Origin of the sequence: Tranquillimonas alkanivorans (genome assembly GCF_900115595.1) — a bacterium.
Lineage (GTDB): Bacteria > Pseudomonadota > Alphaproteobacteria > Rhodobacterales > Rhodobacteraceae > Tranquillimonas > Tranquillimonas alkanivorans.
This window is the reverse complement of sequence record NZ_FOXA01000003.1, coordinates 1-21,324: the sequence shown is the minus strand read 5'-3', so window position 1 is coordinate 21,324 and position 21,324 is coordinate 1. Positions and strand designations below refer to the sequence as shown.

Here is a 21,324-nt window from a genome sequence, read left to right as displayed (position 1 = left end):
GGATGCCAACGGCGGCGCAGCGCCTTTTCGACACGCAGGCAGCCTGCTTCACGCGCGACCGCATCGACTGGATGACGGCGCAGTATGCCCTGCCGCTCGCGGTCTTCCGGGGCGACGAGATCACCGTCTTCCGCTCGCGCGAGCAGCTTGCGCAGACCATTGGATATCTGCGCCGCCAGGCGTTCGAGGCCGGGACCCAGCGGCTCGAGGCGCAGGTCAACGCGGTGGGGATGCCCCGCAACGGCCGGTCGCCCGTCTGGGTGGACTGGGTGCACCGCGACGGCGCGGAGCAAGAGATCATGCGCTCGCGGGCCTGCTATTTTTGCCGCTGGGAGGACGGGCGCCCCGCCATCGAGATGGTGGAGTACCACGACTTCGCCCTGCCCGAGGCGATGCGCAAGCTGAAGGTCGGCTGACCCCGCGCCTTCGCGCCTTCATCATAAACGACTGTCCACACCGGCGCGGCCCCGTCCGCGCCGGGCGTTCCCTTTCCGACAGCACCGGAGACTTTACATGACCGACTTCACCTACGACGTCGGCGCCGACGGCGTCGCGATCATCACTTGGGACGCGCCTGGCAAGTCCATGAACGTGCTGACGCGCGAGTCCATGGCGCTGGTCGAGGAATACCTGGACCGCGCGCTCGCCGACGACGCCGTGAAGGGCATCGTCATCACCTCGGGCAAGAAGGACTTCGCCGGGGGCATGGACCTCAACGTGCTCGCCAAGATCCGCGAGGAAAGCGGCGAGAACCCGGCGCAGGGCCTGTTCGACTTCACGATGAACGGCCACCGCATCCTGCGCAAACTCGAGCGCGCGGGCATGGACGACAAGAACAAGGGCGGCAAGCCCGTCGCCTGCGCCGTCAACGGCACCTGCGCGGGCATCGGGACCGAGATTGCGCTGGCCTGCCATCGCCGGTTCATGACCGACAATCCCAAGGCGAAGATCGGCCTGCCCGAGATCCTCGTCGGCATCTTCCCCGGCGCCGGCGGCACCACCCGCTATTCGCGGATGGTCGGCGCGATGGCGGCCTCGCCCGTCCTGCTGGAAGGCAAGATGATGGACCCGAAGGCCGCGAAGTCGGCGAGCCTGGTGGACGAGGTCGTGGCGCATGACGAGCTGGTCGAGAAGGCGAAGGAATGGGTCCTGTCGGCCAAGGACGCCGACATCGTGAAGCCCTGGGACCAGAAGGGCTGGAAGATGCCGGGTGGCGCGCCCTACCACCCGGCGGGCTTCATGACCTTCGTCGGCGCGAGCGCGATGGTCAACGGCAAGACACAGGGGGTCTATCCGGCCGCCAAGGCGCTGCTCTCGGCCGTCTACGAAGGCGCGCTGGTGCCATTCGAGACGGCGCTGAAGATCGAGGCGCGGTACTTCACCAAGATCCTCATGGACCCGACCTCCTCGGCCATGATCCGGTCGCTGTTCCTCAACAAGCAGGCGCTCGAGAAAGGCGCGAACCGGCCCGAGGTGCCGGACCAGACGGTGACGAAGGTGGGCGTTCTTGGCGCGGGCATGATGGGCGCGGGAATCGCCTATGTCAGCGCCAATGCCGGGATCGAGGTGGTGCTGCTGGACCAGAAGCAGGATGCCGCGGACAAGGGCAAAAGCTACTCCGAGGGCATCCTCGACAAGGGCATCCAGCGCAAGAAGGTCACGCCCGAGAAGAAGGACGAGGTACTGGGCCGCATCACCGCGACCACCGACTACGCCGCGCTAAAGGGCTGCGACCTGATCGTCGAGGCGGTGTTCGAGGATCCGGGCATCAAGGCCGAGGTGACCAAGCAGGTCGAGACCGTCGTGGACGAGGATTGCATCTTCGCCACCAACACCTCGACCCTGCCGATCACCGAGCTGGCGAAGGCCAGCCAGCGGCCCGAGCAGTTCATCGGCATCCACTTCTTCTCGCCCGTCGACAAGATGATGCTGGTCGAGATCATCAAGGGCAAGCAGACCGGCGACCGCGCAGTGGCCAAGGCGCTGGATTTCGTGCGCCAGATCCGCAAGACGCCGATCGTGGTGAACGACGCCCGCTTCTTCTATGCCAACCGCTGCATCATCCCCTACATCAACGAAGGCGTGCGGATGGTGAAAGAGGGCGTGCGCCCGGCGCTGGTCGAGAACGCGGCCAAGATGGTCGGCATGCCTCTGGGGCCGCTTCAGCTGGTGGACGAGACCTCGATCGACCTCGGCGTCAAGATCGCCAAGGCGACGAAGGCCGCGATGGGTGACGCCTATCCGGACGCGGCGGTGGACGAGGTGCTGTTCTGGATGGCCGACGAGGGGCGGCTGGGCCGAAAGTCCTCGGCCGGGTTCTACGCCTATGACCAGAAGGGCAAGCGTACGGGCCTCTGGGCCGGGCTGGGCGACCGTTATGGCCTGCGCGAGGATCAGCCCGAGCTGGGCGACGTGCAGCACCGCCTGCTGATGGCGCAGGTGCTCGAAGCCGTGCGCGCGCTGGAAGAGGGCGTGCTCGAAGATATCCGCGAGGGCGACGTGGGCGCGATCCTGGGCTGGGGCTTCGCGCCGTGGTCGGGCGGTCCGTTCTCCTGGCTCGACATGATCGGCGCGGCGAAGGCGGTCGAGATCTGCGACCAGCTGACCGAAGAGCACGGTGCGCGGTTCACCACGCCGAAGCTTCTGCGCGAGATGGCTGAAACGGGCGAGACGTTCTATGGCCGTTTCGCTCCGGAGAAGGCGGCGGCCTGACATCCGCCCTGCCCCGAAACGAAAGAAGCCGCCGGAGCATCCTCCGGCGGCTTTTTTTCTTTTCCGGCTGCGCGCGCCTTACTGTGCAGTGGGCGCCACGGCGGTGAAGGTCGCGCCGTCCAGGATCAGGCAGCTGTCGCCGCTGGGCGAGAGCGCGAAACCGTCACCGGCCTCGTTGATGGCGACCACGCACTCCATCGGGAAGCGGTCCGTCGGACCGTCGCCCGTCACCTCGGTCAGCGAAAGCAGCTCGCCGTCGAAGGCGTAGGTGCCGCTGATGTCGGGGATGTCACGGATGCCCCACATGCGGAACGTCTCGTCGTCGTGGAACGCGGCCATGAGCTGGCCCCAGCTGTATTCGCCCGCCAGTTCGCTGCCCGCCGCCGGCGCGTCACCCTCGGCGGCCGAGGCTTCCTCGGCCAGCGGCATCGCGTCGGGCGCAAGCGCGTCGGCGTTGTTGCCGGGGAAGACGGTGGCCATGCCGAACACGTTGGGCGCGGCGCCGGTCGGGCCGTCGACCGCCGGTGCGGCGGCGGCCTGGTCGCCCTCCGGTGCGGTCAGCGGCGCGGCGGCATCCTCGTCCCCTTCCGGCATCGGCGCGGCCGGCTGCGCGGCGTCGTCGGCCGGCATCGGTGCGGCCGGTCGTTCGGCCTCACCCTCAACCATCGGCGCCGCCTGCGGGGCTTCCTCGGCCATCGGTTCGGGCCCAGCCGGACCGGCGGCCGGCGGCGTGCCGGCGCGCAGGGCGGCGATGCGCTGTTCGACCTCGAGCAGCTGCGCCGAACGCGAGGCGACCTCGCCCGTCAGGGCCGTCAGAAGCTCCTGAAGGTCGCTCAGGTGATCCTCGGCCGAGGTCACATCCTCCTCCAGCAGCGTGCGGCGGTCGGTGAGGGTGGTGATGCCCTGCTGCAACGTCGCATAACGCTGTTCGAGGGTCGCGACCTCGTCCTGCGCCGCGGCCAGCTCGTCGCGGATCGCCGTCTCTTCCGAGATGGCGGCCTGCAGGCGCTGCTCGGCCTCGGCGGCTTCCTGCGACAGGCGGGCATTGTCCTCGCTCAGCCGGGCCAGCGTCTGGCGCAGCTCGGCCTCCTGCGCACGCGACTCCTCTAGCCGGGCGCCGATGGCGGACAGCTCCTCGGTCTGCGTGGCGATTTCGTCGGCCAACTCCGCGCGGCGACTTTCGAAGCCGGCAATCTCTTCGCGCAGGGGCTGAACCTCTTCCTCGAGCCCCGCGATCATCTCGCGCCGCGCAGCGATCTCGTCCTCGAGTCCCGCCAGCTCTTGCTCGAGCCCCGCGACCTGCGGCGTCAGGGTTTCGATCTCGCCGGTCAGCGCGTCACGCTCGGCAGTCAGGCTCTCGACCTCGGGCGTCAGCTCGGCGCTGCGCGTCTCGAGTTCCTCGACCGTGCCGGCGGCTTCGATCTGCTCGGACAGGTCCTGCTCAAGCACCACCAGCCGCGCCTCGGCATCCTCGACCTCGGCCGTCAGCCGTTCTTCCAGGTTGTCGGAATAGTTCCAGAAATACGCGGTAAACAGCCATCCCAGCACCGCCACCCCGGCCAGGGCGATCATTCCCCAGTTCGAGGACCCCTTGCTGCTGTCGTCAGCCATTATCTTCCCCCTTGTCGTCTTCCGCGCGCCGAACTGGCGGGCAGCGCGCGCGCCCCGCTTTGATCGATGAAGAAACAGCCGGCCCGCGCGAAGGTTCCGAAGATGCTTCAGGCGCGAAAGGGGGCCGCTTGGTTGACCTTCCGGAGGAGCGCAAGATAGGTTTTGTATAGTAGTGCCGATTTCCCACTGACAGGAGTAATGCCGTGGAGCGTACCATCTCGGGGCGAGAAAAATGACCAACACCGTCTCGACCGGCATCGACGGCCTTGACGCCATCCTCGAAGGTGGACTTCCGCCCGGACGCATCATCCTGATCGAGGGCGCGCCGGGAACGGGCAAGACCACGCTGGGCATGCACTTCCTGACCGCCGCCGCCGCGCGCGGCGAGACGGCGCTGTTCTTCAGCTTCGCCCAGTCGCGGGAAGAGGTCCAGATGATCGCCGACTCGCACGGTTTCGACCTGTCCAAGGTGGAGCTCGTCTCGCCCGCGTCTGAAGAGGAGGACGCACTCGAGCGCGCCACGTCGGTCGAGACGGACGAGGCGATGCTCGAGAATCTGCTGCACGAGGTCCGCGATGTGCTCGAGAACGTGAAGCCGGACGTCTTCGTGTTCGACTCGCTGCTCGAACTACGGCTGCTCTCGTCCAGCCAGGTTGCCTACCGCCGCAACCTGCTGGAATTGCGCAAGCTCCTTCGACAGGCAGGCGTCACGGCACTGCTGCTCGACCACAAGGAGGACCACGGAGGCGAGGGGCACGAGCGCGGCATAATGCACGGCGTCATCCGCCTGTCGGCTGATTTCCCGCCAATCGGCGTGATCCACCGGCGGCTGAGCGTCCTCAAGATGCGGGGGGCGCGGTTCCGCGAAGGCTTCCACGACTTCCGCATTCGGACGGGGGGGCTATCGATATATCCGCGTGTCGTGCCGACGGAAAGCCGCTCCCCGGGACCGGTTCGCCTGAAACAGCTCCGTATCGAGGACGAAACGTTCGGCCCGATGCTCGGCGGCGGGCTCGAGTTCGGGACCACCACGCTCATCGCCGGGCAGGCCGGCACGGGGAAGTCCACCTTGTCGAGCGTCTTTGCCGTCGAAGCCGCGAAGCAGGGCGTGAAGTCGGCGCTGTTCCTGTTCGAGGAACGCCCCGAGATCTTCCGCGAGCGGTCGCAGGGCCTCGGCCTCGATCTCTCGGCCCACGAGGACGAGGGGCAGGTCTGCCTCCAGCACTTCGACCCGGCCGAGATCTCGCCCGGCGAATTCAGCCGCACGGTGATCGGTGCCGTCAAGGACGGCGCGCGGCTGATCCTGGTCGATAGCCTGAGCGGCTATCTGAACGCCCTGCCCGATCGCGACAACGTCGTCACGCACCTGCACTCGTTGCTTCAGTATCTTGCGCGGCAAGAATGCGCCGTGATCGCGACGCTCGCGCAGAAGGGTCTTCTGGACGAGCCGCCGGTGTCGGCGATCGACACCAGCTATATCTCGGACTCCGTGATCCTTCTTCGCCAGTACTCAGAAGAGGCGCGCATTCGCCGGTCCGTGGCCGTGCTCAAGAAGCGACACAGCCAGCACGCGCGGGGTATCGCGGAACTGATGATCGAGCCAGGCCGCGTGCATGTGAAGGAAATGTCGCCGCAAGAAGTGCAGGAGACCCGCGAGGCGGGCCAGCTTTCGCGTGACTGAGGCCGACGCGCAGGACGGCTCTCCGCCGGTCCTCGTTTTGGCGCCGCTGGCCGGCGATGCCGATGCTCTGGCGCACGCGCTTGATAGATGCGGCGCGCCGGTTCGCATCGCCAAGGACGTGGACGAAGTCGAGCGCTGGCTGACGCAGGACCCGATGTCGGTCGCCATGCTCGTCGTCACGCACGAGGCCGCGAGCGAACGCCTGGGCCGCCTGCTGAGACAGACGGCCGAGCGCGAACCGGACTGGGCCGGCCTGCCGGTCCTGTTCCTGCTGACGCCCGGTCGCGCCCTCCCCCCCGGCGCGGAGATGCTCCAAGACACCGAACTCGGCGCTTCGCTCGCCTCGCTCGACCGCCCGGTGAGGGCACGCGCCCTGCGGCAGGTGGCGCGCACGCAGATCGCCCTGCGCCGCCGCCAGTTCCAGGTCGGCGAGCTGATGGAACGGCTGGAAGGCGAGAAGGAACACCAGCGCTTCCTGACGCGCGAGCTGCGCCACCGCACCGGCAATGCGCTGGCGGTGCTTCAGGCGCTGTTCCGCCTCTCGGCCCGCCGGTCCGCCGACCTGGACGACCTCGTGCAAAGCTTCTCGGCGCGGCTGGCCTCGCTTGCCAACGCGCATGCAGCGCTGAACCCCGACGCCGGCGACGAGCCGTCGCTGGCCCAGCTCGTGACCTCTCACACCTCGCCCTACTGCGCCGACGCCGGACAGCTTCACCTTGAGGGACCGGAGGTGCATCTGCCCGACCAGATCGGCTTCGACCTGTCGATGATCGTGCACGAGCTCGCCACCAACGCGGCGAAGTACGGCGCGTTGTCGGTGCCCGACGGCCGTGTCGACGTCGAGTGGTCACGTGAAGAGGACGGGACCGTCGCGCTAACCTGGCAGGAGCGCGGCGGCCCGGAGGTCACCCCGCCGCAGAGGCGGGGACTGGGCACCGATCTAATCGGCGGGCTCAACCTGGGCCACGGCTGCGAGGCGGAGGTCGAGTTCCGCCCCGAGGGCCTGCGCTGGCACTGCCGGCTGACGCTTCCGCGCTAGCGCGCCGGTCTCAGTGGCGGGTCATGGTCAGCGGCTGACGGTCGTGCAACGGGGCCTGCGGCGCGCCCCGGCGCAGGCGCAGGCCGGCCTGTTGCGCCGCGTCCACCAGCGGCATCAGCATCGCCGGGTGCACCAGCAGGACGGCCAGCATCATGGCATCCTCGCGCTCGCCCGTCGCGGCGGCGGTAAAGAACTCGGCGAAGACCGCCTCGTCCGCGCCGACGCAGGAGCACTCGAGGTGATGGCGCATCAGCGGCCGCCGCGAATGGCGCAGCAACATGCCCACCGCCGCTTCGAAGGCCGACAGGCAGGCACGCCCCTCGGTCGGGCCCATCCGCGTCGCCAGCTCGTTCCACAGGGCCGCCTGCCCGTCCGGACCGTCGCACCACAGGCGCAGGTAACGCACCAGCCGCGCCTGGTCCGGCGGAAGCGTCTCGAGCGCCCCGACAGGCATCGCCCCGCGCGCCGCGGTCTGCGTCTGCGCGGTCATTTTGTCAGGATCAGCTTGCCCGAGCGCGTGATGCGCAGGGTGTAGAGCTGCCCGTCAAGCTCGACGAGCGCCGTATTGCCGCTGCGCACGAGGTCGCGCGCGTCGTAATGCGGTGTTGGCTCGCTATCGTGAAGGCCCGAGGCCTGGGTCCCGCAAACCCGCATCTGCCTGCGCGGCTGCACCTCGACCACCTGCTCCGCCCGGTTACGTGCAATCATGACATACTCCCGCTCACAAAGGACGCCGGGCTTTCCCGCAGGATGGCTTGGCTTCTCACAAATACCTGATCGATTCCGTAGGTTTTGTCAACGCGCACAGCGTCTGGCTTCTGTGTAAATTTTTCCGCACGAAGCGTGTAAGGTTTATTTGACACATTCAGCCACACGCCTACATTCCGACGGAACAGAACGGAGCGAGCGATGTCACAGGATTTCGACTGGGCCTTCGGACTCGACGGCGCGATGGTCGCGGTCATCTTCTTCGTCATCTTCTTCACCTGGCTGGTGTTCTTCCACCTCCGCCGCGAGGACCGTCGCGAGGGGTATCCCAAGGACGTGGACCCGGACACGAAGCTGCAGACGGGCGGCACGGCCATCCTGCCGATGCCACGCGACAAGACGTTCAAGCGCCCGCACGGCCGCGCACCGGTCAGCACGCCACGTCGCGAGCCCCGCCGCCCCCTGGCTGACTGGCCCGGCTACGGCCGCATCGGGCGCCCCGTTCACCCCGTCAAGGACGGCCTGACCGAGGGCGTCGGCCCCGCCGCCTGGCAGGAGCGCGAGGATCATCCCGACCTCAACGTCGAGGGCAAGCCCAAGCTGATTTCGCTCAACAACGCCCAGGAGTATCACGTCGCGCCCGGCGACCCGGACCCGCGCGGCTGGCCCGTCATCGGCTCGGACGGAAAGCCGGGCGGTGACGTCGTCGACATCTGGTTCAACCGCGCCGAGTTCTTCCTGCGCTACTTCGAGGTGCGCCTGCCCGAAAGCTCCGGGACGGTGCTGCTGCCGGTCTTCTTCACCGACATCCAGTCGCAGCGGCGCCGCGTGCGGGCGCGCACCATTCCGGGTCGGCGCCTGCGCGACGCGCCGCGCCGCAAGCGCGAGGACCAGATCACGTTGCTGGAAGAAGACAAGATCAACGCCTTCTATGCCGGGGGCCGCTTCTACGGCGAAAATCCGAGAGGGGAGGCCAGACGATGAACGTCACGCCCGACGACGCCGCCGAGGCGCTGCCCGGCCCCCTGCCCCCGGGCGAGCATATCCTGTGGGCAGCGCGCCCGGCGCGGCGCGACGTGCTGCGCCACCTTCTGCGCTTCCGCGTCTTTCTTGGTCTCTGCGCGCTTCTTGCAGTCTGGCCCGTGGTGGCGGCGCTCGACGGTGGCTATTCGCTTCCCGCCGCGCTTCCCGCGGCGCTGTTGTTCATCCCGGTCAGCCTGCCGGTGATCCTGTTTCTGCGACTGATCGCGCGCATCGTGGCGAACCACACGCTCTACGTCGTGACGGACCGGCGGGTGATCTTCCACGTCGGCTATGTCTTCACGCGGACGGTCAACATCCCGCTGGCGCAGGTCCGAGAGGCGAAGCTGCGGCTGCATTCCGGCGGCGTGGGCGACATCCAACTCGACATCTCGCCCCACGCGCCCGTGGGCTATGCCGCGCTTGCGCCGCACGCCCGACTCGTGCGCATCCTGCGCCCCACGCCGCTGATGCGCGTCGTACCAGAGGCGCGCGCCGCCGCGCTCGCCCTGACCGACGCGCTGATGCGGGCGCGCCCCGGCATGCGCCATTCCACCGCCGAGGATGTCGACGCGGCGGGGGCGCTTCCGGCATGAGCGACGAGCCCACCATCGTCACCCCCGGCACGCTCGGCGCCACGTTCGGACTGATGGCGCTGGCTGTCGGCATCGCCGTCTTCTCGGACCGCCCCGCCCCCGCCGCCGGAGAGGCGCCGGCGGCCAGCCGTACGCTCGTCTTTGCGGAGAAGGCGGACGGCGGCATGGACATCCTGAACCGGACAGGCGCGCTGGTGGATAGCCTGGTGGTGCAGGGCGACCTCTTCGCGATTACCGCCGTGCGCGGCGTGGCCGGGCGCGTGGGGCCAGAGGACCCGCAGGACAGCTTCTCGCTCGAACTGCGGCGGATGCCCGGCGGAGACCTGCTGCTCTTCGACCCGGGCACCGGCAAGCGCCTGGATCTCTCGGGCTTCGGCGTCGACAACCGCGCGGCGCTCGCGCAGTACCTCTCGCCTCGGGGCCGTTCGCCCCTCTGATCTCGACACTGTTGCAGATGTAACCTTCTCGGGTGCAACATTCCGGGAGGGACTGCGCGCGCCTTGGCCTGCGGCACCGGCAGCTCCAGCCGCAAGCATCCTTTCGACGGCAGCCGAGCGTCCGCATGTACCATCCGCCCGCAGCGTTCAGAGACGGATGAGAAGCCGCAACTTGCGCTGCCGCCCTTGTCAGCCCCCGCGCCGCGCGGCCCCCCGCGCTCCTCAGCCGGGAGCGACGAGGCCGGGGAAGAACTCGACCATCGGGATGCCGTCCAGCGGTTTGCGCTTGGAGACGTGGCAGGTCATGCAGTTTACCTTGTACGGGTCGCCCACCGGCCCCAGGCGGAAGGGCGGCAGCCGGTCCTTGAGCGGCTCGATGTGGTCGTGGTTGATCTTCTGCGTCTGGTCGATCGCGTACCAGGCGGTCACTCGGTGCGGCGTGCTCTGGTTCCAGTCATAGAACACGCGGCTGTTGTGGCAGAAGGTGCAGTTCACGCCCATCGCGTCCGACATCTGCATCATGAAGAGATAGATGTTCTCGGCCCGGGTGAAGAGCGGCATGCCGTCTGGCTCGGGCTCGTTGCGCGGCAGGACGGTGACGCCGTCGCCCGGCCCGATGGCGCGGGTCTGGATGCCCGCGGCGCGGTTGTCCTCGAGGATGAAAAGCTCGAACGCCTCGCGCGGGAAGAACTCGCGGATCGTCGTGGCGGTGCGGATCCATGGCGGCGGCTTCTGGAACCAGCGATCCTCGGGCGGGGGCCAGTCGCCGGCCTTGAGCCAGGTATAGGCGGGGATGTTTTCGCCCCTGTGGCAGGTGAAGCAGGTCACGCCCTGCGGCGCGAGGTGCCCGCCCGCATCCTCGGCGTTGATCTCGCGCACCATGCGCAGCATCTGGCGCGCGACCTCGAAGGTGTAGGGCTGCTCGGCGGCGTGGTCGAGCGCGCCGTCCTGTCCCTCCGCATGGCAGTAGCTGCACCCTTCGTCGGGCGCGACCCAGGCGGTGATCGCCACCTGCAACCGGTCGAACTGCGCCCGGTCCAGATCGCCCAGCACCTCGACATCATCATAGACGGCCGAGGCAGGCACGCCCGCATCCTCCACCGGCTCGGGCACCGGGAAGTCACGCGTGTTCAGCGGGTCGGGCTCGCGGTTGAGCGCCACGAAGGTGTCCATGGCGATGGCCGGCGGGCCCCACTCGGTCGACTGGATGGGCGGGCGGTCCCACTTGGGCAGGGCCAGCACGGCGAACAGGCCGCCGAAGCCGGTGACCACCACAAGGAAGAGGAACAGGCGGCGTCCTTGGGGATCTCGCTTCATGGATCGAGGCTCGTGCGGTTGATTGCGTCTGGTATGACCATGTCGGGGTAGACGTCGGGGTAACTCGGGGCGAGGCCCCACTTCACGCCCCACAGGTACCAGTTGTCGACGACGGTGCCGGTCAGCAGGATGCCGATGCCCCCGGTCACGCCGGTGAGGATGGCGAACCAGTAGATCCAGCGGTGGATCGACTCGAAGTTGGCGTTGAAGCCCATGGTCCAGCGCCAGAACAGCGCGCCCCGCTCCTGCGACGTGCCGCGATCGACGATTTCCTCGGCCTCGCGCTCGCCGCCGAAGCGGGCGACGCCCAAGATCGTGCCGCCATGCATCGCCCACAGAAGGACCGAACCATAGAGGAACACGATCGAGAAACAGTGGAACGGGTTGTAATAGAAGTTGCCGTAAAGCACCGAGAACGTGGCCGTCCAGTTGAGGTGCGGGATGATCCCGAAGGGCGGCGCCTCTTCCCACGAGCCCACGATCAGCGGGCGCAGCACGCCGATGCAGAGGTAAAGCCAGATGGCGCTGGCGAAGGCCCACGAGACATGCGTGCCCATGCCCAGCGCCTTGGCCCGCGTATAGATCCGCATCCACCATGCCAGGATCGAGATGGTCAGCAAAAGCCCCGCCCATTGCCACCAGCCGCCCTGGTTCAGGGGGCGCAGGTACAGACCGTCACCCGTGGGCGGGTCGAGCCGGTGCCAAGCCATGCCGCGGATGAAGGCGACGGTGTTCCAGTCGGCTTGGGCCCAGAAGTTGAAGCCCATGATCATGATCGAGATCGAGCCGGTGACGATGGCGATCCAGCCCCACCAGCCGAGGTAGCTGCGCCCGATCTGGGGATCGCCGATGCGGCCCAGCCAGATGCTGAAGAAGGGCCCGAAGATACCGTTCCTGTCCCGGCCCGGAACCGGGATCGGCCGGTCGGCGGGGCCGCGGATCTGGATCTGGGTGTAGAGGCTGTGAAAGCGGGACATCTCACATCTCCCGTGAAAGGCCGGGGAGGTCGAGTTGGTCCCAGAAGGGAAGCTGGAGGTACCAGTCGTACCAATAGGGCCAGCCCTCGGTCCAGAACGGGCCGGAGATCAGGATGCACAGCGCGCTCCAGAGCCCGGCGTTGATGGCGCAGATCCAGCCCAGCCGGTGGATGCCAAGCGGCCCGAGGGAATAGATGATGGTGTCGCGGAAGTACTGGTTCTCGTGCTCGCCGTACTTCACCTCTTCGCCCACGGGCGGATTCACGGCCGACAGGATCACCCCGCCGTGCATCGCCAGCAGCAGCGTCGTGGTGAAGAAGAACGTCACCGCGATCATGTGCGCCGGATTGTAGTGGAAGTGCAGCGTCTGGTAGCCGACGTTCGACACCCAGTCGAGGTGGGCGAAGATCCCGTACGGAAACCCGTGCCCCCACGCGCCCAGCAGCAGCGGGCGGATCACGGTCAGCGTGGTATAGGCGACGATGGCGGCGCTGAAGGCGACGGGCACATGGTAGCCCATGCCCAGCTTGCGGGCGATCTCGACCTGCCTGAGCGCCCACGAGCTGAAGGCACCGTGGGCGCAGATGGTGATGATCATCCAAAGCCCGCCCTCGTAGAGCGGGGGCCACGACAGCCCATAGTGCAGCGGCGGCGGCGAGACGGTGATCTGCCAGATATTCCAGGTCGGCCCGATGGCCGCGCCCCAGACGATGCAGCCGATCCCGATGATCGAGAAGACCAGCGTCGTGAAGCCGAAGAAGCCCACGTAGAAGGGCCCGATCCAGAAGTCGAAGGGGGTGCCGGGGATCAGGCCGCCGCCCCTCACGCGGTACTTTGCTTCGTAGGAAAGTATGGCCATGTCAACTCGCGAAGTCATGATTAATGTAAATCATAGATGACATTACGTCCGGGTAAAGTGTCAACTTCAAGAAATTCGGCGGCGCCTGTCGCCGGGAGCCGCCGGAGGAAGATGCAACCACCGCCATGTCTCCGGCGTTTCTTGGTCAAAGCGAAGGGAGACCGCGATGATCCGTGACCGCAGCATGCCGGGCCGCGCGCCGCTCCGGGGGGCCGCCTGATGGCCTCGCGCGCGGTGTGGAAAGGGCAGCTTCGTCTGTCGCTCGTCTCGATCCCGGTGGAAATCCATTCGGCCAAGGAATCCGGCTCGAAGATCAGCTTCCGCCAGATCCACGAACCCTCGGGCAAGCGGGTTCAGTACCAGAAGGTCGTCAACGGCATCGGGCCCGTGGACAGCGACGAGATCGTGAAAGGCTATGACCTGGGCGGGGACGAGTACATGCTGCTCGACCCCGAGGAGGTCGACGAGATCAAGCTCGAGACAAAGAAGACGCTCGAGCTGGTTCAGTTCGTCGGTGCCTGCGAGATCGCGCCCATCTGGTTCGACCGCCCCTATTACGTGGTCCCCAGCGATGACCTTGCGCAGGACGCCTACCGCGTGGTCCGCGACGCGCTGCGCCAGTCCGAGCGGATCGGGCTGGGTCAGCTCACGATGCGCGGCAAGGAATACCTCTGCGCGCTGCGTCCGTGCGGTGACGGCATCCTGCTGGAAACGCTGCATTACGAAGAAGACATCCGTTCCGCCGACCCGCTGTTCTCGCAGATCCAGGACGAGAAGGCGGACGACGAGCTTCTGGACGTCGCCAAGCAGCTGATCGACCGCAAGACGGCGGCGTTCGATGCCTCGGCCTACAAGGACCGCTATGCCGAGCAACTGCGCGAGCTGATCGACGCCAAGATGAAGAGCAAGGGCACCGCCCGCGTCTCCTCGGGCGGAGGCAAGAGCGAGGGCAAGGCCGACACCAGCAACGTCGTCGACCTGATGGACGCGCTGAAGAAGAGCCTGAACGAGAGCAAGGGCTCGAGCGGCAAGAAGACGGGCGGACGCAAGTCGCCGGCCAAGTCGTCCTCGGGCTCGAAGTCCTCCTCCTCGGGCACGCGCAAGGCGCCGGCGCGCAAGAAGGCCTGATGGCGGAACTTGAGACATACCGCGCCAAGCGCAATTTCGACGTCACGCCCGAGCCCGAGGCGAAGGTGGTCGAGGCCGGCGGCGACCGGCTGTCGTTCTGCGTCCAGAAGCACGCCGCGCGCCGCCTGCACTATGACTTCCGGCTCGAACACGAGGGCGTGCTGCTGAGTTGGGCGGTCACCAAGGGGCCCAGCGTGGACCCGGCCGACAAGCGGCTGGCGGTACGGACCGAGGATCACCCGCTCGACTATGGCGACTTCGAGGGCGTCATCCCCGAGGGAAACTACGGCGCGGGCACCGTCATGCTGTGGGACCAGGGCTGGTGGGAGCCGCTGCACGACATCGACGACGGGCTGAAGAAGGGCAAGCTGCATTTCCGTCTGCACGGCGCCAGGATGGAGGGCGGCTGGGCGCTGGTGCGGATGCGCGGAAGCCGCAAGGGCGACGCCAAGCGCGAGAACTGGCTGCTGATCAAGGAGAGCGACGATGTTGCCGATGATCGGGGCGAGTTGCTGCTGAACAAGTTCAAGCGCTCGGTCTCGACCGGGCGGAAGATGGACGAGATCGCCAAGGGCGTCGAGGCCGTGCCCGAGCCCGTGGAGCACGCCGAGCCCCTGCCCCGCTTCCGCAAGGTGCAGCTTGCCACCTTGCGCGACGAGCCGCCCGAGGGCGAGGCTTGGCGGCACGAGGCCAAGTTCGACGGCTATCGCTGCCTGATGGCCGTCGGCAAGGGCGGCGTGCGGCTCTACACCCGCAACGGCAAGGACTGGTCCGACCGCTTCGGCGCGCTGTGCCAGGCCGCCGACGCCCTGCCCTGCGACGCCGCCCTCATCGACGGCGAGGTGATCGCGGGCGACGGCGGCGGCGACTTCTCGGCCCTCCAGGCCGCGCTGAAAGAGGGCGGCGATCTGACCTTCTATGCCTTCGATTGCCTGCACCTCGACGGGAACGACCTGGCCGACCGCCCGCTGACCGAGCGGCGCGAGGCGCTGGAAGGCGTGCTGGACAAGGTGCCGCCGCGCGGCGCGATCCGGCTGAGCCCGTTCATCGAGGGGTCGGGGGCCGATGTCCTCGACGCCATGTGCCGCGCGGGCGGAGAGGGGATCGTGTCGAAGCGCGCCGACGCGAAGTACCGGGCGGGGCGCGGGACCAGCTGGATCAAGACGAAGTGCGTGCGCCGCGCCGAGTTCGTCATCGGCGGCTGGACCGAGTCGGACAAGGTAGGGCGACCGTTCTCGTCCCTGATCCTCGGCAGCTACGAAGGCGGGCAGCTTGTCTACCGTGGGCGCGTGGGGACCGGCTTCGACGAGGACGACTTCGACACGCTCTCGAAGACGTTCAAGAAGAACGCCCGCAAGGCGCCGCCCTTCGACGATCTTCCGGCCGAGGCGAAGCGCAAGGCCCAATGGGTCAAGCCGCGCCTCGTGGCCGAGGTGCAGTACGCCGAGTTCACAGCCGACGGCATGATCCGTCACGGCGTGTTCCTGGGCCTGAGGGAGGACAAACCGGCCATGACCGTCAGCGCGAAAGCCGAAGAGGCCGAGGGCAAGGACCTGAAGCTGCGCGGCGTGAGGATCAGCAGCCCGGACCGGGTAGTGTATCCGAACGCCGACCTCACGAAGGGCGACGTGGCGCGCCACTACGACGCCGTGGCCGAGCGGTTCCTGGAGCATGCGGGGCACCGCCCCGTCTCGCTCGTCCGCTGCCCGGACGGGACGCAGAAGCAGTGCTTTTTCCAGAAGCACGCCGGCAAGGGCTTCCCCGATTCAGTGGGCCGCGTGGCTGTCGAGGAAAGCTCGGGCGACAAGGAGGATTACATCTACTTCGCCTCGCCCGAGGCGGTACTGGGTGCGGCGCAAATGGGAGCGATCGAATTCCATATCTGGGGCTCGGCCAACGACAAGCTGGACCGCCCCGACCGCATGGTCTTCGACCTCGACCCCGACGAGGGGCTGGGTTTCGAGGACGTGAAGGCGGCGGCGCAGGAGACGCGCGCGGCGCTCGAGGGGCTGGGTCTTCCTGCCACGCCGATGGTCACGGGCGGCAAGGGCGTACACGTCATCGTGCCGCTGCGCCGGATCGCGGGCTGGGACACCGTCAAGGGCTTCTCGCAGACCTTCGCCACGGTCATGGCGCAGAAGAACCCCGAGCGCTATGTCGCCACCATGTCGAAGGCCAAGCGCAAGGGCCGGATCTTCATCGACTGGCTGCGCAACCAGCGCGGCGCGACGGCAGTTGCGCCCTACTCCCTGCGGGCACGGACGGGCGCGCCGGTGGCGGTGCCGGTGACGTGGGACGAACTGGCGAAGCTGAAGGCGGCGAACCTGTTCACGCCGAAGGACATGAAAAAGCGCCTGACGCAGCCCTGCCCCCTGCTGGAGTGCGGAAAATCGGCGCGCGGCATCGGGAAAGAGGTCGTCGGCGCGCTGGGAGACTGGGCCGAGGACTGAGTTTCAGATCAGGCCGCGGTCCCGCGCGATCATTGCGGCGTGGGTACGGTTGCGTGCCCCGAGCTTGCGGCTGAGCGTGCGCACGTGCAGCTTGACCGTGACTTCCTGGATGTCGTGGTCGCGCGCGATTTCCTTGTTGGACTTGCCCGCGCAGATGCCGCGCAGCATCTCGGTCTCGCGCCGGCTGAGGCCGTAGCGCTGCGCCTCTTCCTCCTGCTCCAGCGTCTCGGGCAGAAAGACCTGGCCCTCGATCATCAGCCGCGCCGCGGCGATCATGGCGCGCGACGACAGCGTTTTGGGCACGAAACCGGCCGCCCCCGAGGCCACGGCCTCGTCCGCGAGCGTCTGGGTGCCGGAGCCCGACAGGATCGCGACCGGCCTGCCGGCGTTCGCCTCGAGCATGCGCGCCAGTCCGCGCAGACCGTCCATGCCGGGCATGTTGTAATCCAGCAGAACCAGGTCGAAAGCCCCCTCGGCCGCGACCCTCTCGAGCGCCTCGGTCAGGCTGGGCGCGAGACTGGCTCGCGCACCGCCCTCGCTCTCGAGGTAGGCGGCGATGGTTTCGCGGACCAGGTCGTGATCATCGGCAACGAGCACACGCATGTTTTCTTCTTCTCCTCGGCCCTCGTGCCTGCATAGCCGTGTTGTTACCGAACCCATAGCAGCGAAGCGCTACTCTTCGGAAGAGTGCATAAAGTATAACTCCCGCAAGAGCAGACATGCGTCACCTGCGGCGACCCAGACACGTCCCGCAGGGAGCCTTGCGCCGAAGGTTCCCACGTCACTCCGGGGTGTGTTACGCGGTCGCGAAGGGAATCACCACATGCTCGTACTGCGCTGCGTCGTCTTTGTCGTTTTTCATGGCTTCTCCGCCGCACTTCACGCGGCCACGCCCCTTCCCGCGCCTAACGGCGAGGTCCTGCTGCGCGTGACAGGCGACATTGCAGAGGCGTTGCAGCCGGAAGCGGCCTTCGACCGCGAGATGCTGGCGGAGCTGGGCGAGCGCACGATCGAGACGACCACGCCTTGGACGCGCGGAAAGCAGAGCTTCACCGGAGTGCCTCTGCATGACCTGCTCGACCGGCTCGGCGTGGAGGACGGCACGTTGCGGGTGATCGCGCTGAACGATTACGCCGCCAGTGTCCCGGTCGAGGATGCCGTCGAGGACGGACCGATCCTCGCCTATGCGCGCAACGGCGAAGAGATGACGATCCGCGACAAGGGCCCCCTGTGGCTGATTTACCCCTACGACAGCGACAACAACTACCGGACCGAGACGATCTTCGCGCGCAGCGTGTGGCAGGTCGGACACATCGAGGTCGACAAGTGATCTCTGCCTGGCGGTCCGGACGCCTGCCGCGGCCTTTCGTGCCGGCGGCCGTCGCCGCCATGCTGATCGTCTGCCTGACTGCCATCGTCCTGCTGTCGGTCGATGTGCACCGCAAGTTCAAGATGCTGGGCACCGCCGACTCCGACCGTGTCCAGTGGACCCTGTCGCAGGTCGAGGTGGAGCTGCTCAAGCTGCGCCACGCACTCGTCAGCGTCGACGGGCCCGGGCCTCTCCCCCTGCGCGAGGTTCGCCGGCGCTTCGATATCTTCTACAGCAGGATCGACACGCTCGAGGACAGCCCGCTCTTCGCCGGGCTGCGCCGGGAGCCGGACGTCGTGATGCGGCTGGCGCGGGTGCGCGACTTCCTGGCACAGGCGGCGCGGCTGGTGGACGGGCCCGACGCCGAGCTGGCGGATGCGTCGCCTATGCTGGAGGCGCAGACCGCGCTGCTTCTGCCCGAGCTGCGCCAGATCGCGCTGACGGGCACGCAGATGCTCGCGGCCGAAACCGAGGAGGATCGGCGCCAGGTGGCCGCCACGATGTCGCGGGTGGCGACGCTCTCGGTGCTGCTGGCGGGTGCGCTTCTGGTCCTGGTCGCAGCGCTTGTGCGGATGGTGCGGGCGTCACGCCGGCAGGCGGAAAAGACGGCGCGCACCAGCGCACGGCTCGAAACCGTGATCGCCACCTCGCGCGACGCCATCCTCGTCCTGTCCCGCGACGGACGGGTGATCGACTTCAACGGTGCGGCCGAGCGGATCTTCGGCCGCACGCGAGACGCGGCGCTCGACCGACCACTGCACGACTTCCTGCGCATCCCCGGTGAAAGCCCGGTGGCGGCTTTCGTCGAGACCCCGTGCCGGGCCCCGCAGCCCAGGCGGACAACCCTCAGCGGCCTGGGCCCGGACGGCGCGACCTTCCCCGCCGAGCTTTCCATCGCCTCGGCCCAGCGCGAGGACGAGCTGATCTTCGTCTGTTTCGTGCGCGACATCTCGGCCCGCCTGGCCGCGGAGCAGGCGCTGGTCGACGCACGTGACCGGGCCGTGGCGGGCGAGCGGGCCAAGGCGCGCCTGCTCGCGGTGATGAGCCACGAGATCCGCACGCCGCTCAACGGCATCCTCGGCATGCTCGACCTCCTAGAGCCGACGGAGCTCGACGACCTGCAGCGCCGCTACCTCGCCCTCATGCGCAGCTCGGGCGACCTGCTGATGCACCACGTCAACGACGTGCTCGAACTGTCACGCCTGGACGCCGGTCACATCGAGATCGCGTCCGAGCCGCTGGACCTGCCCGCGCTGCTTCAGGAGGTGGCCGAGAGCCAGCGCACCATCGCCGAGGAGCGGGGCAACGATCTGCAGGTCGGCCGGGTCGAGCCCGGCCTGCGCGACGTCTGCGGCGACGCCGGGCGCCTGCGGCAGGTGCTGCTCAACCTCGTGGGCAATGCGGTGAAGTTCACGCAGGACGGCCAGATCCGGATCGAGGCCGAGCGCGTGGAGCCGGGACGGGAGGTGGTGGAACTCCGCGTCGCCGATACCGGGATCGGCATCCCGTCCGACCAGCGTGGGCGCATCTTCGACGACTTCGTGACGCTCGACACTACCTATGACCGCACCACCGGGGGTACCGGGCTGGGCCTGGGCATCGTGCGCCGCGCGGTCGAGGCGATGGGGGGCGAGATCGGCTGCGAAAGCGAGCCGGGCGAAGGCAGCCTGTTCTGGGTACGGCTGCCGCTGCCGCCCTCGGATCGGAACCGACCCTTGGCCGGGCCAGCTACGGGCGCGACGCCCTGTGCGCCGCCCCTGCCCCGCGACGTGCTCTTGGTCGAGGACAACCCCGTAAACCGCGAGGTCGCGCGCGCCATGCTCGAGCAGATGGGCTGCACCGTGGCCGAGGCAGAGGACGGCGCCGAGGGCGTGGCGCAGGCGGCGGCGCGGCGCTTCGACCTGATCCTGATGGACATCAGCATGCCCGGTCTCGACGGCCTCGCCGCGACGCGTGCCATCCGTCTGGGCGGCGGGCCCAACGGCGACACGCCAGTCGTGGCCCTGACGGCGCACGCCCTGCCCGACGACCTCGACCGGTTTGAAGCCGCCGGGCTGGCCGGCGCGCTGGTCAAGCCGGTCTCGCGCGAGCGGCTGAGAGCCACGCTGGAGCGAGGTGCGGCGCCGCGCCGCGCGAAAACCGGCGCGGCGGGGCGCGACGCGCCGCTGGTCGACCCGACGGTTCGGGAGGCGCTGGAAGCCGACCTTCCCGGCGAACGGGCGGCGCGCGTCCTCTCGGCATTCCGCGACGAGGCCGCCGAACTGGTCGCGCTGCTTGACGTCGAGGCTGGGGAAAATTTGGCGGAGCGGGCCCACCGGCTGGCCGGTTCGGCCGCGATCGTTGGCGCCACGCGGCTGCGGCGTGTAGCGCTCGACCTCGAGGCGGCGCTGCGCTCGGACGACCGAGACGCCCGGCGGGCTTTGGTGGCGGACCTGCCCCGGGTCTGGTACGAGACGCGCGATGCCCTGCATCAGCCGGTCCGCCGGCCTGTTCTCGCGACCGACGACGCCTGACGCGCCGGGTTGCGTCTGCCGGCCCGCGGTAGTTTGCTGTCACCGAAACGGGCGCACCGCACGCGCCACGCTGCCAAGCGAAGGACCCCGCCATGCTGCAGAACCCGGACGCCGAAAGCCTGCCGAAGGACCTCTGGATCGACGGCGCCTGGCGCGCCGGGGCCGAGGGCGCGCGGTTCGACGTGCTCAACCCGGCGGACGAGAGCGTGCTGGCCTCGGTCGCCTCGGCCGAGATCGCCGACGCCGACGCCGCGCTCGACGCCGCCCACGCCGCCTTCGCCGACTGGGCGGGCCGCACCCCGCGCGCGCGGTCGGAGGTGCTGCGCAAGGCGTGGGAGCTGATGACGAAGCGGCTGGATGAGTTCGCGCGGCTCATCACGCTGGAGAACGGCAAGGCGCTGTCCGATGCGAAGGCCGAGGCAACCTATGCCGCCGAATTCTTCCGCTGGTTCGCCGAGGAAGCGGTGCGCGCCGACGGCATGATCACCCGCGGCCCGTCGACCGGGGCGCGCATCGTGGTGCAGCACAAGCCGGCGGGCATCGCCGTGCTGGTGACGCCTTGGAACTACCCCGCCGCCATGGGCACGCGCAAGATCGCCCCGGCGCTGGCCGCCGGCTGCCCGGTGATCATCAAGCCGGCCTCCGAGACGCCGCTGACCATGCTGGCGCTCATGCCGATCCTCGAAGAGGCGGGCGTGCCGAAGGGCGTGGTCAACGTCCTGCCGTCGCGCAACACCGGCAAGCTGGTCGACCACCTGCTGCACGACCCGCGCGTGCGCGTCGTCAGCTTCACCGGATCGACCGGCGTGGGCCGGACGCTGCTCAAATCCGCCGCCGACCAGGTGCTGACCCCGGCGATGGAGCTGGGCGGCAACGCGCCGCTGATCGTGTTCGAGGACGCCGACCT

General features: G+C 68.3%; 19 protein-coding genes. 12 read left to right on the top strand and 7 right to left on the bottom strand.

Annotated features, from left to right (window positions below; genetic code table 11):
- The first annotated feature begins 2 nt into the window (after positions 1 to 2).
- Positions 3 to 416 carry a hypothetical protein gene (locus BM162_RS05300; protein WP_093418753.1) on the top strand — a complete coding sequence of 138 codons (414 nt, stop codon included), beginning with the start codon at positions 3 to 5 and terminating at the stop codon, positions 414 to 416.
- Positions 417 to 513: 97 nt separating this feature from the next.
- Complete coding sequence (locus BM162_RS05295; protein ID WP_093418751.1) at positions 514 to 2,712, top strand: 3-hydroxyacyl-CoA dehydrogenase NAD-binding domain-containing protein; 2,199 nt, start codon at positions 514 to 516, stop codon at positions 2,710 to 2,712.
- Between the two features lie 78 nt (positions 2,713 to 2,790).
- On the opposite strand, the gene BM162_RS05290 is transcribed toward BM162_RS05295, so the two are convergent.
- On the bottom strand, positions 2,791 to 4,323 hold the full coding sequence (locus tag BM162_RS05290; protein WP_093418748.1) for a hypothetical protein: 1,533 nt from the start codon (positions 4,321 to 4,323) through the stop codon (positions 2,791 to 2,793).
- A gap of 232 nt (positions 4,324 to 4,555) precedes the next feature.
- Here BM162_RS05290 and BM162_RS05285 point away from each other — a divergent pair, with 232 nt between their 5' ends.
- Together BM162_RS05285 and BM162_RS05280 are read left to right on the top strand one after the other, a co-directional pair.
- Positions 4,556 to 6,004, top strand: a complete 1,449-nt coding sequence (locus BM162_RS05285; protein WP_093418746.1) for a DUF7125 family protein — start codon at positions 4,556 to 4,558, stop codon at positions 6,002 to 6,004.
- On the top strand, positions 5,997 to 7,043 hold the full coding sequence (locus BM162_RS05280; RefSeq protein WP_093418743.1) for a sensor histidine kinase: 1,047 nt from the start codon (positions 5,997 to 5,999) through the stop codon (positions 7,041 to 7,043). The genes BM162_RS05285 and BM162_RS05280 overlap by 8 nt, the downstream gene beginning before the upstream one ends.
- A gap of 10 nt (positions 7,044 to 7,053) precedes the next feature.
- On the opposite strand, the gene BM162_RS22725 is transcribed toward BM162_RS05280, so the two are convergent.
- Positions 7,054 to 7,533, bottom strand: coding sequence for a hypothetical protein (locus BM162_RS22725; protein ID WP_093418741.1), 480 nt, complete (start codon positions 7,531 to 7,533; stop codon positions 7,054 to 7,056).
- A complete protein-coding gene (gene hemP, locus BM162_RS05270) occupies positions 7,530 to 7,697 on the bottom strand; it encodes a hemin uptake protein HemP (protein ID WP_093419442.1) in 168 nt (55 codons plus the stop codon). The genes BM162_RS22725 and hemP overlap by 4 nt, the downstream gene beginning before the upstream one ends.
- Positions 7,698 to 7,952: 255 nt before the next feature.
- Between hemP and puhA the strand changes: the two genes are divergently transcribed.
- From puhA to puhC, 3 genes are read left to right on the top strand one after another with little or no spacing between them, the layout of a single operon-like run.
- The gene (gene puhA / locus BM162_RS05265; protein ID WP_093418739.1) at positions 7,953 to 8,735 is read left to right on the top strand and encodes a photosynthetic reaction center subunit H; all 783 of its coding nucleotides are present in this window, start codon (positions 7,953 to 7,955) and stop codon (positions 8,733 to 8,735) included.
- Positions 8,732 to 9,367: a photosynthetic complex putative assembly protein PuhB gene (puhB, locus tag BM162_RS05260; protein WP_093418736.1), complete on the top strand. Its 636-nt coding sequence runs from the start codon at positions 8,732 to 8,734 to the stop codon at positions 9,365 to 9,367. Before puhA ends, puhB begins: the two co-directional genes overlap by 4 nt.
- A complete protein-coding gene (puhC, locus tag BM162_RS05255; protein ID WP_093418734.1) occupies positions 9,364 to 9,804 on the top strand; it encodes a photosynthetic complex assembly protein PuhC in 441 nt (146 codons plus the stop codon). Before puhB ends, puhC begins: the two co-directional genes overlap by 4 nt.
- Before the next feature lie 222 nt (positions 9,805 to 10,026).
- Here the strand turns inward: puhC and pufC are convergent, their stop codons facing one another.
- From pufC to pufL, 3 genes are read right to left on the bottom strand one after another with little or no spacing between them, the layout of a single operon-like run.
- Positions 10,027 to 11,121: a photosynthetic reaction center cytochrome PufC gene (gene pufC, locus BM162_RS05250; protein WP_093418731.1), complete on the bottom strand. Its 1,095-nt coding sequence runs from the start codon at positions 11,119 to 11,121 to the stop codon at positions 10,027 to 10,029.
- Positions 11,118 to 12,098: a photosynthetic reaction center subunit M gene (gene pufM / locus BM162_RS05245; RefSeq protein ID WP_093418729.1), complete on the bottom strand. Its 981-nt coding sequence runs from the start codon at positions 12,096 to 12,098 to the stop codon at positions 11,118 to 11,120. The genes pufC and pufM overlap by 4 nt, the downstream gene beginning before the upstream one ends.
- A 1-nt stretch (position 12,099) precedes the next feature.
- Complete coding sequence (gene pufL, locus BM162_RS05240; protein WP_093418726.1) at positions 12,100 to 12,957, bottom strand: photosynthetic reaction center subunit L; 858 nt, start codon at positions 12,955 to 12,957, stop codon at positions 12,100 to 12,102.
- 219 nt (positions 12,958 to 13,176) lie between these two features.
- Between pufL and ku the strand changes: the two genes are divergently transcribed.
- On the top strand, positions 13,177 to 14,085 hold the full coding sequence (gene ku / locus BM162_RS05235; protein ID WP_093418724.1) for a non-homologous end joining protein Ku: 909 nt from the start codon (positions 13,177 to 13,179) through the stop codon (positions 14,083 to 14,085).
- On the top strand, positions 14,085 to 16,535 hold the full coding sequence (ligD, locus tag BM162_RS05230; RefSeq protein WP_093418722.1) for a DNA ligase D: 2,451 nt from the start codon (positions 14,085 to 14,087) through the stop codon (positions 16,533 to 16,535). Before ku ends, ligD begins: the two co-directional genes overlap by 1 nt.
- A gap of 3 nt (positions 16,536 to 16,538) precedes the next feature.
- Here the strand turns inward: ligD and BM162_RS05225 are convergent, their stop codons facing one another.
- On the bottom strand, positions 16,539 to 17,138 hold the full coding sequence (locus BM162_RS05225) for a response regulator transcription factor (protein ID WP_093418720.1): 600 nt from the start codon (positions 17,136 to 17,138) through the stop codon (positions 16,539 to 16,541).
- Between the two features lie 220 nt (positions 17,139 to 17,358).
- Here BM162_RS05225 and BM162_RS05220 point away from each other — a divergent pair, with 220 nt between their 5' ends.
- From BM162_RS05220 to BM162_RS05210, 3 genes are all read left to right on the top strand, one after another.
- Positions 17,359 to 17,865: a putative pterin-binding protein gene (locus tag BM162_RS05220; RefSeq protein WP_093418717.1), complete on the top strand. Its 507-nt coding sequence runs from the start codon at positions 17,359 to 17,361 to the stop codon at positions 17,863 to 17,865.
- The gene (locus tag BM162_RS05215) at positions 17,862 to 20,417 is read left to right on the top strand and encodes a PAS domain-containing hybrid sensor histidine kinase/response regulator (protein ID WP_093418714.1); all 2,556 of its coding nucleotides are present in this window, start codon (positions 17,862 to 17,864) and stop codon (positions 20,415 to 20,417) included. The genes BM162_RS05220 and BM162_RS05215 overlap by 4 nt, the downstream gene beginning before the upstream one ends.
- Positions 20,418 to 20,509: 92 nt before the next feature.
- A partial coding sequence (locus tag BM162_RS05210; protein ID WP_143096110.1) for an aldehyde dehydrogenase family protein occupies positions 20,510 to 21,324 on the top strand: 815 nt, incomplete at its 3' end.